At 62.3% G+C, this 15,381-nt stretch carries 14 protein-coding genes; 5 read left to right on the forward strand and 9 right to left on the reverse strand.

Features of this window, described 5'->3' with window-relative positions:
• Nucleotides 1–69: 69 nt before the first annotated feature.
• On the forward strand, nucleotides 70–1,131 hold the full coding sequence (locus EWH12_RS06635) for an NAD(P)H-dependent flavin oxidoreductase (protein ID WP_066601952.1): 1,062 nt from the start codon (nucleotides 70–72) through the stop codon (nucleotides 1,129–1,131).
• 43 nt (nucleotides 1,132–1,174) lie between these two features.
• Here EWH12_RS06635 and EWH12_RS06640 read toward each other — a convergent pair whose 3' ends face one another.
• Together EWH12_RS06640 and EWH12_RS06645 are read right to left on the reverse strand one after the other, a co-directional pair.
• Nucleotides 1,175–1,831 (reverse strand): histidine phosphotransferase family protein, encoded by a 657-nt coding sequence (locus EWH12_RS06640; RefSeq protein WP_066601950.1) that lies wholly within the window; start codon nucleotides 1,829–1,831, stop codon nucleotides 1,175–1,177.
• 97 nt (nucleotides 1,832–1,928) lie between these two features.
• Nucleotides 1,929–2,330 carry a M67 family metallopeptidase gene (locus EWH12_RS06645; RefSeq protein WP_129926091.1) on the reverse strand — a complete coding sequence of 134 codons (402 nt, stop codon included), beginning with the start codon at nucleotides 2,328–2,330 and terminating at the stop codon, nucleotides 1,929–1,931.
• Nucleotides 2,331–2,347: 17 nt separating this feature from the next.
• Here EWH12_RS06645 and EWH12_RS06650 point away from each other — a divergent pair, with 17 nt between their 5' ends.
• Entirely contained in the window at nucleotides 2,348–3,301 is a 954-nt protein-coding gene (locus EWH12_RS06650) for an RluA family pseudouridine synthase (RefSeq protein WP_129926092.1), read from the forward strand.
• 76 nt (nucleotides 3,302–3,377) lie between these two features.
• Nucleotides 3,378–4,289, forward strand: coding sequence for an RNA polymerase sigma factor RpoH (gene rpoH / locus EWH12_RS06655; protein WP_066605261.1), 912 nt, complete (start codon nucleotides 3,378–3,380; stop codon nucleotides 4,287–4,289).
• A gap of 81 nt (nucleotides 4,290–4,370) precedes the next feature.
• On the opposite strand, the gene EWH12_RS06660 is transcribed toward rpoH, so the two are convergent.
• Both EWH12_RS06660 and EWH12_RS06665 read right to left on the reverse strand, forming a co-directional pair.
• Complete coding sequence (locus EWH12_RS06660) at nucleotides 4,371–4,832, reverse strand: GNAT family N-acetyltransferase (protein WP_242495969.1); 462 nt, start codon at nucleotides 4,830–4,832, stop codon at nucleotides 4,371–4,373.
• Between the two features lie 14 nt (nucleotides 4,833–4,846).
• The gene (locus EWH12_RS06665) at nucleotides 4,847–5,410 is read right to left on the reverse strand and encodes a TetR/AcrR family transcriptional regulator (protein WP_129926094.1); all 564 of its coding nucleotides are present in this window, start codon (nucleotides 5,408–5,410) and stop codon (nucleotides 4,847–4,849) included.
• 87 nt (nucleotides 5,411–5,497) lie between these two features.
• Between EWH12_RS06665 and EWH12_RS06670 the strand changes: the two genes are divergently transcribed.
• Together EWH12_RS06670 and mtgA are read left to right on the forward strand one after the other, a co-directional pair.
• Nucleotides 5,498–6,790, forward strand: a complete 1,293-nt coding sequence (locus EWH12_RS06670; RefSeq protein WP_129926095.1) for an MFS transporter — start codon at nucleotides 5,498–5,500, stop codon at nucleotides 6,788–6,790.
• Nucleotides 6,791–6,823: 33 nt separating this feature from the next.
• Nucleotides 6,824–7,519 carry a monofunctional biosynthetic peptidoglycan transglycosylase gene (mtgA, locus tag EWH12_RS06675; protein WP_129926096.1) on the forward strand — a complete coding sequence of 232 codons (696 nt, stop codon included), beginning with the start codon at nucleotides 6,824–6,826 and terminating at the stop codon, nucleotides 7,517–7,519.
• Nucleotides 7,520–7,616: 97 nt separating this feature from the next.
• Here mtgA and EWH12_RS06680 read toward each other — a convergent pair whose 3' ends face one another.
• From EWH12_RS06680 to tig, 5 genes are all read right to left on the reverse strand, one after another.
• Nucleotides 7,617–10,109: a TonB-dependent receptor gene (locus EWH12_RS06680; RefSeq protein ID WP_129926097.1), complete on the reverse strand. Its 2,493-nt coding sequence runs from the start codon at nucleotides 10,107–10,109 to the stop codon at nucleotides 7,617–7,619.
• Between the two features lie 369 nt (nucleotides 10,110–10,478).
• Nucleotides 10,479–11,747: an ATP-dependent Clp protease ATP-binding subunit ClpX gene (gene clpX, locus EWH12_RS06685; protein WP_129926098.1), complete on the reverse strand. Its 1,269-nt coding sequence runs from the start codon at nucleotides 11,745–11,747 to the stop codon at nucleotides 10,479–10,481.
• A 140-nt stretch (nucleotides 11,748–11,887) separates the two neighbouring features.
• The gene (gene clpP / locus EWH12_RS06690; protein WP_129926099.1) at nucleotides 11,888–12,523 is read right to left on the reverse strand and encodes an ATP-dependent Clp endopeptidase proteolytic subunit ClpP; all 636 of its coding nucleotides are present in this window, start codon (nucleotides 12,521–12,523) and stop codon (nucleotides 11,888–11,890) included.
• 89 nt (nucleotides 12,524–12,612) lie between these two features.
• Nucleotides 12,613–13,602, reverse strand: a complete 990-nt coding sequence (locus EWH12_RS06695) for a glycosyltransferase family 2 protein (RefSeq protein ID WP_066601927.1) — start codon at nucleotides 13,600–13,602, stop codon at nucleotides 12,613–12,615.
• Between the two features lie 150 nt (nucleotides 13,603–13,752).
• Nucleotides 13,753–15,348, reverse strand: coding sequence for a trigger factor (gene tig / locus EWH12_RS06700; protein ID WP_129926100.1), 1,596 nt, complete (start codon nucleotides 15,346–15,348; stop codon nucleotides 13,753–13,755).
• Nucleotides 15,349–15,381: the final 33 nt, after the last annotated feature.

The following is a 15,381-nucleotide window of genomic DNA, read 5'->3' on the forward strand; positions in this document are numbered from 1 at the left end:
GGAAAAAGGCCCGGTCGCGACAAGCGGCCAGGCCTTTTCCTTTATGAGCGATGCGCCCAAATAGGGCGCATGAACCCGCTCGCCATACTTGGCCTTGCCCACCCGATCGTCCAGGCGCCGATGGCCGGCGTGTCCACGCCGCAAATGGCGGCGGCCGTCAGCAACGCTGGCGCACTGGGATCGATCGCCGTCGGCGCCGTCGATGCCCCCGCCGGGCGCAGCATGATCGACGCGGTGCGCATGCAGACGGATCGCCCGTTCAACGTCAATCTCTTCGTCCATGCGCCCGCCAGAGCAAGGCCGGATTTGGAGCGGCGCTGGATCAGTACGCTCGCGCCGCTATTTGCCGAACATGGCGCACAGCCACCGCCAACGCTCCGCGAAATCTATCGCAGCTTTGCGGAGAACGAGGCGATGCTGGACATGCTGGTCGATACGCGGCCAGCGGTCGTCAGCTTCCATTTCGGATTACCCGACCGCCGAAAAATCGACCTTTTGAAGTCTGCGGGCTGCCTGCTGCTGGCCAGCGTGACCAACCTCGATGAAGCGCTGGCGGCCGAGGCGGCAGGCATCGATGCCGTGGTGGCGCAGGGTTTCGAAGCGGGTGGCCATCGCGGGATGTTCGATCCTGATGGGCCGGACGATAGCTTGGGCGCCGTTGCGCTGACCCGTCTGCTGATCGAACGCTCCGGCCTGCCCGTCATAGCGGCGGGCGGCATCATGGACGGTCGGGGCGTGCAGGCGGCGATCGATCTGGGGGCTGTGGCTGCGCAATTGGGCACGGCCTTCATCGCCTGCCCGGAAAGCAGCGCCGACGCGGCCTATCGCGCGGCGCTGTTCAGCCCGGCCGCGGCGCATACGGTCATGACTCGTGTCGTATCAGGACGGCCCGCCCGCTGCCTCGCCAATCGCTTCACCGCCTGGGGGCGGCAAAGCGACCGACAGCCGCCCGATTATCCGATCGCCTATGATGCGGGCAAGGCGCTCAACCAGGCGGCAAAAACGGCCGGCGAAGGCGGTTATGGCGCGCAATGGGCCGGACAAGGCGCGCCGCTCGCCCGCGCATTGCCCGCCGCCGATCTGGTGGCGCTGTTGGTCGCGGAAATGCGACAAGCGCGGGGCGACGGATAGACAGAGCAGGCGCTGAGACAGCGACTGCGACAGTTGTACGCGATTATCGCGTACGATCGGGGATCGACGCACCGAACAGCAGTACGGGCTCGCCCGGCGGCGACAGGGCGATCTCGCCGCCCGATTCGGCCACCATCTGGCGTATCATCCAGGCGGCGGCGGTGCGGGAGGCCAGCCCTTCGATCGGCAGGGTGCCGGCCAGCGCGGCCCGCAGGTCCGGGTCGAGCACGACCTTGGGGCCTTCGCCGCGCACAACGATCTCGGTCAGGCCCGGCCGCTTTTCCGCGCCGATATCCAACTGCCCGCCACGCACCAGCGCGTCGCCGGCGATCAGCGCCAGGTTAAGCAAGATTTTGGCCGCCAGTTTGTCGAGCATCTGTTCTTCGACCAGCCAACCGACTTTGACCCGGCCCGTGGTCGCAAACATGCCTTCGATCGCCACCTTCGCCTCATGCGGCGGCACGGCGTCGCCAAAGCCGCCAGCGGAGCCGAAGGCGAGGCGGAAGAATTTCAGTTTGTTCGCCGAAGTGCGGGCGCTGTCGCCCAGCAGGTCCAGGCAACGCTGGCGCATTTCCGGGTCGGTTTCATCCGCCATCAGCTCCAGACCATTGTTGAGCGCGCCGACGGGGCTCAGCAGGTCATGGCACAGGCGCGAACAAAGCAGGCTGGCAAATTCGATGCTGTCGGTCGGGTTGGTCATGCGAGGTCTGGGTCACCGGATTGTGGAGGAAATAAGCGGGTCTTTGGCTAATGCGCCGCGCCGCGCGCCGATGCAAGCCCGGCTGGCCGCCTTTCGCTCACCGACTGTCGAGATGCATTTTGGTGAAATGGACGTTAACCGCCGTCCCCGGCCCTGCCCGCCATATAGTCGCGTCCCCCGCCCCGACGATCAGCCATAAATTTCCATCGGGCGCCGCGCAGGCCGCATCGGTCGCGGAAGGCGCGGCGATGCCCGATGGATGCGAATGATAATGGCCAATGATCTTGGGCCCACCCGATCGCGCCGCCCGATGCGCGGCGATCAGGGTCGCTGGGTCCAGTTCGAAATGGCGCGCGGGATCGGGCGCCACATTGACCGCGGGCGCGATCGCCTCGATCCGGTCATCGGAGCCCAGCAAAAGGCCGCACACCTCATGAACATCACCGGCCGCCAGGGCCATGATCTGTTCCAACAGAATCCTTGAAATTTCGACCCGCATTCCTACATCCCTAGCCAATGGGTCCGGGGGTTTCCATCATTGAAGCAGCCATTGGCGAAGCGCAGCAAGGCTGGCGCCTCGATCGTGCGCTGGCGGATCTGTTGCCCGATCTGTCGCGTGAGCGGTTGAAGGGGCTGATCGGCGAGGGACAGGTGCAGTCCGCCAACGTCGGCAAGATCAGCGTGTCGATGAAGGTCGCGGCCGGACAGATGTTCATCATCACCCTGCCCCCGCCGGTGCCGCTGGACACGGTGGCGCAGGATATTCCGCTCACCATCGTCCATGAGGACGCCGACCTGATCGTGATCGACAAGCCCGCGGGGTTGGTCGTCCATCCCGCCGCCGGCAATCTGGACGGCACGCTGGTCAACGCGCTGCTGCATCATTGCGAGGGGCGCCTGTCCGGTATCGGCGGATTCGCCCGGCCCGGCATCGTACATCGCATCGACAAGGATACGTCCGGTCTGCTGGTGGTCGCCAAGTCGGACAAAGCGCATGAGGGGCTGGCCCGCCAGTTCAAGGATCACAGCATCGATCGGCTTTATGCCGCTATCGTCTATGCCGTGCCCAATCCGGCGGCCGGGACGGTCGATACCTGGATCGGCCGATCCGACGCTGATCGAAAGAAGATGGCGGTTCATCGGGAAGGACGCGGCAAGCACGCCGTTACCCATTATCGCACGACACAGAGATTGCGCGACGCGGCGCTGGTGGAATGCAAGCTGGAAACCGGCCGCACGCATCAGGTTCGCGTGCATATGCACCATATCGGACACCCCTTGATCGGTGACCCGGTTTACGGTAGAGAAAGAAAAGGTTTCAAATCAATACTGGAAACACTGGGTTTCAAAAGGCAGGCATTGCACGCCAAAAGCCTGGGGTTCATACATCCGGTAACGAGCGAACGGCTTATGTTCCAAAGTGCACTGCCCACCGACATGCAGGAACTGTTAAGCCAGCTCCACGTATAGAGATTAACAAATTTGCGACGGCGCCTGTGACGCCTCTTCTGGGTCCCGCCGCGCAATGAAAGGGAAAGGTGACGACATGGCCAAGAGCAATGTCCCCGCGGTTCCGGCGCTGGGCGGTGAAGCCAGCCTCAACCGCTATCTGTCGGAAATCCGCAAGTTTCCGCTGTTGACGCCTGAGCAGGAATATATGCTCGCCAAGCGTTATGAGGAGCATCAGGACCCTGAGGCCGCAGCCCAGTTGGTGACATCGCATCTGCGCCTGGTGGCGAAGATCGCGATGGGCTATCGCGGCTATGGCCTGCCGGTCAGCGAGCTGATTTCCGAAGGCAATATCGGCCTGATGCAGGGCGTTAAGAAGTTCGAGGCCGAACGCGGTTTCCGCCTGGCGACCTACGCCATGTGGTGGATCCGGGCATCGATCCAGGAATTCATCCTGCGTAGCTGGTCTCTGGTCAAGATGGGCACCACCGCGTCGCAGAAGAAGCTGTTCTTCAACCTGCGTCGGATGAAGAACAATATCGAAGCGTTCGAGGATGGCGACCTGCGCCCCGAAGACGTGACCAAGATCGCGACCGACCTGGGCGTCAGCGAGCAGGACGTCGTGTCCATGAACCGTCGGATGGCGATGGGCGGCGACACGTCGCTGAACGTCCCGATGCGCGAAGATGGCGAAGGTCAGTGGCAGGACTGGTTGCAGGACAATGATCCGTTGCAGGACGAGCGCGTCGCGGAAGAGCAGGAGCGTACCCAGCGGCATGAGATGCTGGTGGAGGCGATGACCGACCTCAACGACCGCGAGAAGCATATTTTGGCCGAACGCCGTCTGGCCGAAGAGCCCAAGACGCTGGAAGAACTGTCACAGGTCTATGGCGTGTCGCGCGAGCGCGTTCGCCAGATCGAGGTTCGCGCCTTCGAAAAGCTGCAAAAGGCGATGATGCGTATCGCCGGCGACAAGCTGGGCAAGATGGCGCGGTTTGCGCTGGCCTGATCGTGCGATCAGAGTGAAACCAAGAAGCCCCGGAGCGATCCGGGGCTTTTTTGTGCCTCCTGCTGGCAGCAGGGCGGCGGATCATTGGGATATCGTCCGTTCCATGGCAAGGCTGTCCTCGCCATAGCCCGCTCCGTCGTTCACAGGCAGGAAGCCCTGTTTCCGCCAGAAGGCGTCAGCGCCGTTGACGGCGGTCAGCGTGATGCGCGCGAATCCCGCGCTATCCGCCTGATCGACGACCAACTGTACCGCCTGCGCCGCCGCGCCGGCACCGCGCGCCTGTGGCAGGAGCGCCAGGTCGTGAAGATAATAGCGATCAGCCGTCGCAGGAATGGCGAGGATGGGGGCATTGAGCGCTGGCGAGTGATCGTCCTGCCAAGGATGGCTGATGAGATAACCCACCGCATCCCCGGCACGCTCCAGCATCCAGCATCCGGCCGGGTAGAGTTGCAGACGTTCAGCGTAGATGTCGGCATGTTCGGTATAGGCGCCGTGCACCGCGTCGGAGATTGCCGCAACCGCCGGAATATCGGGCCATCGCATCGGTCGCCAGGGACTCATGCGGACAGACCCAACGCGTGGCGGGTCGCGGCCAATATCTCGTCCGACAGCACCGGATCGCCCACGCCGCGCGCCAGCGCCATGGCTCCGACCATCTGCGCCATACGCGCCAGGGCGTCCTGCCGGTTCATCTCCGGCCCGGCCTGTTCGAGGATGGCGGCCAGTTCTTCAAATCCGTGACAAAAGGCATGAGCGAGATCGCCGCCGCGCCGCGCGGCGTCCGGCGCAAGGGCGATGAGGGCGCAGCCGGTTTCCGGCGCGTCGCGATTGCGGGGGCTGAGATAATTGTCGGCGATCGCTGCGGGCGCATCGCCCTGCCCGGCCGCCTCCGCCAGCCCCCGCCAACGCTGGGCGCTGGTAGCCAGCGACGCGGCGCAGGCTTCGGCCGCCAGCGCCTCTTTCGAGTTGAACTGATTGTAGAAGCCGCCATGGGTGAGGCCGCATTCGCGCATCACCTCCCCAATGCCAACCCCCTCTAAGCCGCGGGCACGAAACAGGCGCGATGCGGCATCGACCACCTTTTCCCGATTCCGCGCAGCCTGATCGCGGCTGACCTTCATATCCTGCATCCTTCGACTGGCCTCTTGACCTTATATATGATGTCTATCATTTAACGCCAGTCCGAACGGGACCCGAAGGGAAAGCTGATGCTGTCGACCCTGTTTGCGCACCGCTTGGCTGCGCGCAACATTCATTATGGCTGGGCAGTCGCCGGCACGACTTTTCTCACCATGCTGGTCGTGGCCGGCGCGGTCGGGGCGCCCGGCGTCCTGATCGTGCCGTTGCAAAAGGAGTTCGGCTGGAGCGCGGCGGATATCAGCGGCGCGCTCGCGATACGGTTCCTGCTGTTCGGCGGCATGGGGCCGTTCGCCGCCGCCTTCATGAACCGCTTCGGCGTGCGGCGCATGATGTTGATTTCGCTGTCGATCGTCATTGGCGGGATGTTGTTGTCGCTGGGCATGACGCAGTTGTGGCAACTGGTGCTGCTGTGGGGCGTGGTGATCGGCATAGGGACCGGCCTGACGGCGATGGTGCTGGGCGCCACGGTTGCGACGCGCTGGTTCGGGCAGCGGCGCGGCCTTGTCATGGGGCTGTTGTCGGCCAGCACGGCGACCGGGCAGCTCGCCTTTCTGCCGCTGCTTGCGAGCCTGACCGAAAGTCATGGCTGGCGCGCGGCGCTGTTGCTGGTGTGCGGCGCGATCGTCATGGCGGCGGTCGTCGTGCTGCTGCTGATGCGCGACCGGCCCGCTGATCTGGAGCTGGCGCCCTATGGCGAAACGCATGTCCAGCCTGCGCCTCCCCAGCCCGCCAGCTTCGGCGCACTGCTGATGACCCCGCTGACCGTGCTGCGCGACGCGGCAAAGGCGCCGACCTTCTGGATACTCTTCTTTTCCTTCTATATTTGCGGGGCCAGCACCAACGGGCTGGTGCAAACCCATTTCATCGCATTGTGCGGCGATTACGGGCTGGCGGCGGTCGGCGCGGCGTCGATGCTGGCGATGATGGGATTGTTCGATTTCGGCGGGACGCTGGCGTCGGGCTGGCTGTCCGACCGGTTCGACAATCGATGGCTGCTCTTCTGCTATTATGGGCTGCGCGGGCTTTCGCTGCTCTACCTGCCCTTCAGCGACTTTTCGCTCTACAGCCTGTCGATCTTCGCAATCTTCTACGGCCTCGACTGGGTCGCGACGGTGCCGCCGACGGTGAAGCTTACGGCGCAGCGTTTCGGGGCGGAGCGGGCGAATATCGTCTTTGGCTGGATATTCGCCGGGCATCAGTTGGGCGCGGCCAACGCGGCGCTGGGCGGCGGACTTGCCCGAACCCTGTGGCTCAGTTACATGCCGGCGTTCATCGGCGCGGGCATATTGTGCCTGATCGGTGCGGGGCTGGTTCTGCTCATCAATCGCGACCAAAGGCGGGAGACGTTCGCGACCGCTTGAACCGGGGAAGTGGACCGCGCTACGACAGGCGGCATGACCACACCCATCGCATCGCGCCGCCGCCTTTCCCGCTGGATCATGATCCCGATCAAGATATTGTTCGGCTTCATCGCCGTGTCGCTGCTGATGGTGGCGATCTATCGCTTCGTGCCGCCGCCGGTGACGCTGACGATGCTGTTCGACCCCAATGGGATCACCAAGGACTGGACATCGCTGGACGCGATCGACCCGGACATGGCGCGGGCGGCGATTGCGGGGGAAGATGGGAAGTTTTGCAGCCATCACGGCTTCGATGTGGACGCGATCGCCAAGGCGGCGATCCATAACGCCAGCGGCGGCCGCATCCGCGGCGGATCGACCATCAGCCAGCAGACCGCCAAGAATGTCTTCCTGTGGCAGGGCGGCGGCTTCGTGCGCAAAGGGCTGGAGGCGTGGTTTACCGTATTGATCGAGGCGATGTGGGGCAAGCAGCGGATCATGGAAGTCTATCTGAACGTCGCGGAGACGGGGATTGGCACCTATGGCGTGCAAGCTGGAGCGGTCCGTTATTTCCACCATGGCGCGAGCAAGTTGAGCAAGGCGGAAGCCGGGCGCATCGCCGCGGTGCTGCCGCTGCCCAAGAAGCGCGCGGCGGTGGCACCAGGCGGCTTCACGCGGCGCTATGGCAACACGATCACGGCGCGGATCGGCGTGGTGCAGCGGAACGGGTTGGATAGCTGCCTGCGGTGAGTTTCCCGCGCTTCTTGCATGTGACGTGTGAGAGGCAGGCAGCAAAAAGGGGGCGCGGATTGCTCCGCGCCCCCTTTTTCAGACTGGTCGTTGCGGCTTAGAAACCGACGACGACCGACCCAATAAAGGTCCGCGGCGCACCGATCTGGGCGAAGGTCACGCTGCTGTTAGACAAAGTGCCGTCAAACCCGCCGACATAGAGCTTGTCGAACACGTTGGTCACATTGAGTTGGAGAGCAACGCCCGGAGCGCCGAACTTTTCCAGTGAGTAACGGGCATCGATATCAACCAGCGTATAGGCTGGCGCCTTGGCACCATAGATTTGCGCACCCGACACGATCACAGGGAGGTTCTGATCGTTGATGTAGCGCGGACCAGTCCGCTTGGCCTGGATACCCAGGCGGAAACCTTCGATCTCACCCTGCATACGGCCACCCAAGGTGAACACGGGCGCACCCGATTCGCGCTTGCCCGACGTTTGCGCGACAGTCGTGGCCGACAGTTCGACATCGTCCTTGATCTTCGATTTCAGGTAAGAGCCGAAAGCATAGACCATGAATTCTGGAATCGGCTGGTAAGTGATGCTGCCATCGACACCATATTTATCGACGCGGCCGAGGTTCCGGTAAATGGTCGTGTCGAGATCACGATCATAGGCCGACGCCAGGCGATCGCTGTAGATGGTGTACCAGCCCGACAGTTGCGCCTGTAGCTTGGGCGAACGATAGCGTAAGCCGAGATCGAAATTGTCGGTGGTTTCCGGCTGCGGGTTGGCGCGATCGTCGGTCGCGGCGTAGAAGAAGGACTGATACAGATTGTCCGTGCCGGGAACCTGCAGGCCCTTCGAATAATTGCCGAACACATCGAAGGCGTCAGTCGCATTGAACACGAAGCCAGCGCTGGGCAGCAGCTTGTCATATTTGAACACGCGACGCTGCGGACCCTGAACAGTCGGGTTAGCGGCTGCATAAGCCGCTTCCGTCGTAGAACCCGGCTCGAAGCAGCGCAGGTTACCAGAGGCCGTCGCAGTGGCGCAATAATTGTTCAGGTCGCGCTTGAAGAAGGGCGCTCGCAGACCGACGGTGACGGTCAAAGCATCCATGAACTTGCCGCGATATTCACCCGACACCTGATGAAGGATGGCATAGGATAGGCGGTTACGCTTCTGCAGCACCGCACCGCTGGCATCGACGAGCGCGTCATCGACGGGGAACGGATCAGCACCGAACCCATTATCGGTCAGATAGCCCGCTTCGCCGGTCTGGCGGTGACGGCCGCGATCATAGCTATAGGCCACGCGAACGGTGTTGTTGGCATCCAGATCATAGCGCAGCGAGGCGATCAGACCATAGCGGTTAGTCTGGGTCTGGCTGGGCGAATGGACGCGGATAGTGTCCAGCATATCGCCGTCGCCATTGAGGTCGCGGCCGAAGAAATATTGCGGGGCGCTGGACGAGCCTTGGACGAAGCCGGTGACGCCAGCCAAGCCCGAGGACGCAGAGGTCAAACCTTCCGAAGCGATGCTGGTGCCGCCGCCATTGGCTTTGGTATATTGATAGCTGGGATCGACGGTCAGGATCAGGCCGTCGGACAAGGTGAAGCGAGAATTGACGCGGATGTTGCCCGTGTTCGACGGGTTATAGCGATATTCGAAGTCCGAGCCGCAGCTACTAGCTGCATCGGCAACCCCAGCGACGCCATCGGCGATAGTGCAACGGGCGGTTTCATAGAAACGCTCGTCCTTCGTCAACGGGAAGCGGCCCGTGCCGCTGGCGCTGCCCACGGTCCGGCCGCCATCGACGCGAAGCGGCACCGAGCCGAAGAAATTGTTGCGGTTTTCGTTATAGTGGCCGGCCAGCGATATGAAGTCGCCATTGCTACCGATCGGCTGATAGATTTTGGCGTTATACTGCTGCTTGTCGATCTCGCCGATGCCGCCATAGATGGCATTGTTGGTGGCGCGGCTGGCGGACAGGAAGGCGCGCGTGCCCCATTTCGTGAAGCTGCCGGTCTGAACGAGGCCAAACAGGCGGAAAAATTCAAAATCGCCGACAGAGGCCACCATCTTGGCGCTGAAATCTTCACTGGGGGTGAGCGAGCGATAATTGACGGTGGAACCAGTCGCGGCGGCCGTTGGGCTATCGACGTCGGTCGAGCCGAGGTTGACGTTGACCTGCTCAATGATTTCCGGATCGAGCTGCTGGTTGGAATAGAGCGCATAGCCACCGGTATCATTCAGCGGCAGTCCGTCGAACGTCTGCGAAATGCGCTGATCGTCAAAACCGCGAATGGTGAGCGTACCGCCAGCAGAACCGAACGGATCGTTATTCTGGAAGCTGACACCCGGCAACTGATTGATGACTTCGTTGATCGTTTGGCCAGGGGTCTGCGCCTGAATGAACTCGGCACCCAGAACCGCTTTTGCGCGGCTAGTGTCTGGAACAATCACGCCAGCAATGCCCGAATCAGTCTTCGCACCGGTGACCACGATGTCGTTTTCGAAGTCGATCGAACCGGTCGACTGCGCGAAGGCGGCGGAGGGGGCGGCGACGGCGATCAACGCGGCGCTGCCCATCAGAAATGTCTTCATGTGACCCTTGTCCCTTTTCAAGAGTGGCGCGTCGCCGCACCCCTGCAAATAGTCTGCTCTTTCAAGCCGGCGCCGCTCATGGCGGCTACTGACGACGGCCCTGTGATGCGTCGATTGCAATTTTGTTACAATGCACCAACAGGACTGTCACAATCCTCCCCTGCCCCTTTCGCCTGCGCTTTGGGACCTCCGCCATTTGGTCATAAACTATTGAAGTTTAGTGACAAAATTCCGATGACACACAATAGTTTGACGGTGGTGCAATTTTGCAACGCAGCAAGAATTTTTGTGCAGCGCACGCTGGCGTAACGAAAAAGGGCCGGCGATCGCGAGCCGGCCCCTTAAAAAGCGGGTAAAAAAGGGTGTGGATCAGGCCGCGTCTTCGGCCCGCTTTTCCTTCTCGCTGAACACGCGAATCGGCTCCTTGGTGCCCGCCACGACATCCTTGTCGACCACCACTTCACCGACGCCCTCCATCGAGGGCAGGTCGAACATGGTGTCGAGCAGGATCGCTTCGAGGATCGAACGCAGGCCGCGCGCGCCGGTCTTGCGCTCGATCGCCTTCTTCGCGATCGCCACCAATGCGTCATCGGTGAAGCTCAGTTCGACATTCTCCATGTCGAACAGCTTGCCATATTGCTTAACCAGCGCGTTCTTCGGCTCGCCCAGGATTTTCACCAGCGCCGAAACGTCGAGATCCTCCAGCGTCGCGATGACGGGCAGACGACCGACAAATTCGGGGATCAGGCCGAATTTGAGCAGATCTTCCGGTTCGCTCGACTTGAGCAGTTCGCCAGTCTTGCGCTCTTCGGGCGCGGCGACATAGGCGCCGAAGCCGATCGACTTGGCTTCCAGACGGTCGCCGATGATCTTTTCCAGGCCCGCAAAGGCGCCGCCACAGATGAACAGGATGTTGGTCGTGTCGACCGGCAGGAACTCCTGCTGCGGATGCTTGCGGCCACCCTGCGGCGGGACGGAGGCGGTGGTGCCTTCCATCAGCTTGAGCAGCGCCTGCTGCACGCCTTCGCCCGACACGTCGCGGGTGATGGAGGGATTTTCCGCCTTGCGGCTGATCTTGTCGATTTCGTCGATATAGACAATGCCGCGCTGCGCCTTTTCGACGTTGTAATCCGACGCCTGGAGCAGCTTCAGGATGATGTTCTCCACATCCTCGCCGACATAGCCCGCTTCGGTCAGCGTGGTCGCGTCGGCCATGGTGAAGGGCACGTCGAACGTCTTGGCCAGCGTCTGCGCGAGCAGCGTCTTGCCGCAGCCGGTCGGGCCGACGAGCAGGATGTTCGACTTGGCCAGTTCGACCTCGCCCGGCTTGGAGCCGTGGTTGAGGCGCTTGTAATGATTGTGGACCGCAACCGAGAGCACGCGCTTGGCGCGCTTCTGGCCGATCACATAATCGTCGAGCACATCGCAGATTTCCTGCGGGGTCGGCACGCCGCCATCCTTCCGCCCGACAAGACCGCCCTTGGTCTCCTCACGGATGATGTCGTTGCACAATTCCACGCATTCGTCGCAGATGAACACGGTCGGTCCCGCGATCAGCTTACGCACCTCATGCTGCGACTTGCCGCAGAAGGAGCAGTAAAGCGTGCTTTTCGAATCCGAACCGGTAAGCTTAGTCATTCGCCATTCTCTCTTCCCCCCCGGTCTACAGTCACCAGAACCGCGTTCGGTGAGGGATTTTCTGGTCCAAAGGCCATATTAGACCGGGCCGCGCGCGTTCCACAAGGGAAGAAAGTGGCGCGACCCGGTAAAGATAGTCTTTAAGCGTCGGCAGATTCCGGCGCGGCAGGGCGGCGGTCGAACACCTCGTCGACCAGACCGAAGGCCTTCGCCTCGTCCGCTTCGAGGAAAGTGTCGCGATCCATGGCCTTTTCCACCGCTTCCAGCGTCTGGCCGGTATATTTGACATAGAGGTCGTTCAGGCGACGGCGAATCCGCAGGATTTCCTTGGCCTGGATCTCGATATCCGACGCCATGCCCTGCGCGCCGCCGGACGGCTGATGCACCATGATGCGCGCATTGCCCAGCGCGATGCGCTTGCCCGGTTCGCCCGCGGCGAGCAGGAAGCTGCCCATCGAAGCGGCCTGGCCGATGCACACGGTGCCGACCTGGGGACGAATATATTTCATCGTGTCGTGGATCGCCATGCCGGCCGTCACCACGCCGCCGGGCGAGTTGATGTACATCCATATGTCCTTTTTCGGATTTTCCGATTCGAGGAACAGGAGCTGAGCGACGATCAGCGAGGCCATATGATCCTCGACCTGGCCGGTGACGAAGATGATCCGTTCCCGCAGAAGCCGCGAATAAATGTCGAAGCTGCGCTCGCCGCGGTTCGACTGTTCGATGACGATGGGGACCAGCGCGGCCATGGGATCATGCATGATGTTGGTCATTATACTCTTTCAGTCAGGTGCTTTTGCCCACCCCTACATCGGCACAAAAGGCGAATGGTTCAAGGGGGAAGGCGCTTGGCGTTGCGGGGTCAGTCGCGACGGGCGAAGTCGGACGGCGCGCGGAAGGCGAGATAGGCGAGACGTCGCACCTCCCGCCGGCCGCGGACCACGGTGTCTAGGATGAGGCCGCACATGGTCGACAAAGTGGCCAGGATCATGAGGCCGGTCACCAGGATCGCGGTCGGGAAACGCGGGACCAGGCCGGTGTGGAGATAGGTGACGATCAGCGGCGCGGCGAGGCCAAGACCCAGCGCCGCCAAGAAGGTCGCGATAATGCCGAAGAAGAGGACCGGCCGCTCGATGCGGTAGAGGGTGATGATGGTCCGCAGGATACGGAACCCGTCGCGATAGGTGCTGAGCTTGCTGACCGATCCTTCGGGACGGGCGCCGTAGGCGGTCATCACTTCGGCGACCGGCATGGCGAGTTCAAGCGCGTGGACGCTAATCTCCGTCTCGATCTCGAAACCGGCCGACAGAACCGGGAAGCTCTTGACGAAGCGGCGGGAGAAGACGCGGTAGCCAGACAGGATATCGGTGAAGCTGCGGCCGAAAAGCTGCTTCAAGAGGCTGGTGAGCGCCCAGTTGCCGAAGCGATGGCCACGACGATAGGCGGCGTCCGCCTCTTCCCGGCGGCAACCGACCACCATGTCGAGATTATCCTCCAACATGGCGGCGATCATCGCGGGGGCGGCGGCGGCCTCATAGGTCGCATCGCCATCGGCCATGATGTAGATGTCGGCATCGACGTCGGCGAACATGCGGCGCACGACATGACCCTTGCCCTGCTGGCCGACGCGGCGCACGATCGCCCCTGCCCGGGCGGCAAGGTCGCGACTGCCGTCGCTGCTGTTATTGTCGAACACGTAGATGTCGGCGGCGGGCAAGGCTTGGCGAAAATCCTCCACCGTCTGTACGATCGCGCCGGCTTCGTTGTAGCAGGGCAGGATGACCGCGACGCGCGGAGTCACCATGGCCGTTTCGCTATTCACGGCGAGATTCACTGGCGGATATTCCTTCATCGTCGCGACTTGCCCCGTTCCACGCTGGCTGCCCTATGCCGCCTGCATCGAACATCATCCTTAATATTTCGTCTGCCATGCCGGCCCCGAAATGAAAAGCGCCCGCGCTTCACAAGGAAGGCGGGCGCTCATTCCATAGGGTCGAACGGCTTACTCGGCCTTGGCGGCGGCCTTCTTGGGAGCAGCCTTCTTCTTGGGCTTCTCTTCAGCGGTTGCGTCTTCGGCTACGGCTTCGTCCTTCTTGGCGGCGGCCTTCTTGGGTGCGGCTTTTTTGGGCGCTTCCTCGGCTGCCGGCGCTTCGTCGGCGGCCGGAGCGTCGGCTTCAGCCTCACCCTTCTTCGCAGCCTTCTTGGCCTTGGGCTTCTCGTCATGGTCGTGACCACAGTTCGGACCATGAACATGGGGCTTGATGTCGCCGTCTTCGGCTTCGATAGCCGCTTCCAGCTCTTCCTTGGTCACGGCGCGATCGGTGACTTCCGCCTTTTCGAACAGGAAGTCGACGACCTTGTCCTCATAGAGAGGCGCGCGCAGCTGGGCCGCGGCCATCGGGTCCTGACGCACATATTGCACGAAGCGCTCGCGGTCCTGCGGGCCGTATTGCTGCGCGGCCTGCATGATCAGGCGGTTCATTTCCTGGTCGTTGACGATCACGCCATTGGCCTGGCCGATTTCCGAGAGGAGCAGGCCCAGGCGGACGCGACGCACGGCGATCGCGCGATAATCTTCCTTCTCGGCTTCCATTTCGGCGATCGCGGCGGCCGGATCTTCCTCATGGGTCGCTTCATGCTGAAGCTGCTGCCAGATCTGCTCGAACTCGGCTTCCACCATGCTGGGCGGCACGTCGAAATCATGAGCAGCAGCGAGCTGGTCGAGCAGCTTGCGCTTCATATGGGTGCGGGTCAGGCCGTTATGTTCCTGTTCGATCTGCCCCTTGAGCAGTTCCTTGAGCTTGTCGAGGCCTTCCAGGCCCAGCGACTTGGCGAACTCGTCGTCCAGCTTGGGCTTGTCGCCGTTCAGGATCGACTGGACCGTGATGTCGAAGGTCGCGGCCTTGCCAGCCAGATGCTCTGCGCCATAATCTTCCGGGAAGGTGACCTCGATGGTCTTTTCCTCGCCCTTCTTGACGCCGGTCAACTGCTCTTCGAAGCCGGGAATGAACTGGCCCGCGCCGATCTTGAGATTGACGCCCTCGGCGGAACCGCCTTCGAAAGGTTCGCCATCGACCTTGCCGACGAAATCGATCTTGAGCGTATCGCCGTCCTTCGCCTTGTGGCTGGCGGCATGTTCTTCGAGCGCGCCCTGCTGGGTGGCTATGCGGCCGGCAGCCTCATCGACCTGCGCGTCGGCGACTTCGACGGTCAGACGCTCCAGCTTCAAGCCCTCGATGCTGGGCGCTGCGATGTCGGGCAGCACTTCCAGCGCGACCTTGATTTCGGCATCCTTGCCGAATTCGAATCCTTCGTCGAGTTCGACCGACGGCTGCATGGCAGGACGCAGCTTCTGATCGGCGATCAGCTTCTGGATGCTTTCCTGGATCGAATTGTTGAGGGCGTCACGCTGCAGCGATTCACCATGCATCTTCTTGACGAGGTTCGCGGGCACCTTGCCGGCGCGGAAGCCGGGCATCCGCACCTGCGGTGCGATCGCCTTCACTTCCTTGTCGACACGGGCGTCGATATCCTTCGACGTGATGGTTACGGTGTAGGCGCGCTTAAGGCCCTCGTTCAACGTCTCGACAGTCTGCATCTCTTCTCTCAAACGCTTTCTTCAGCTGAATTT

Origin of the sequence: Sphingobium cupriresistens, from assembly GCF_004152865.1 — a bacterium.
GTDB lineage: Bacteria > Pseudomonadota > Alphaproteobacteria > Sphingomonadales > Sphingomonadaceae > Sphingobium > Sphingobium cupriresistens.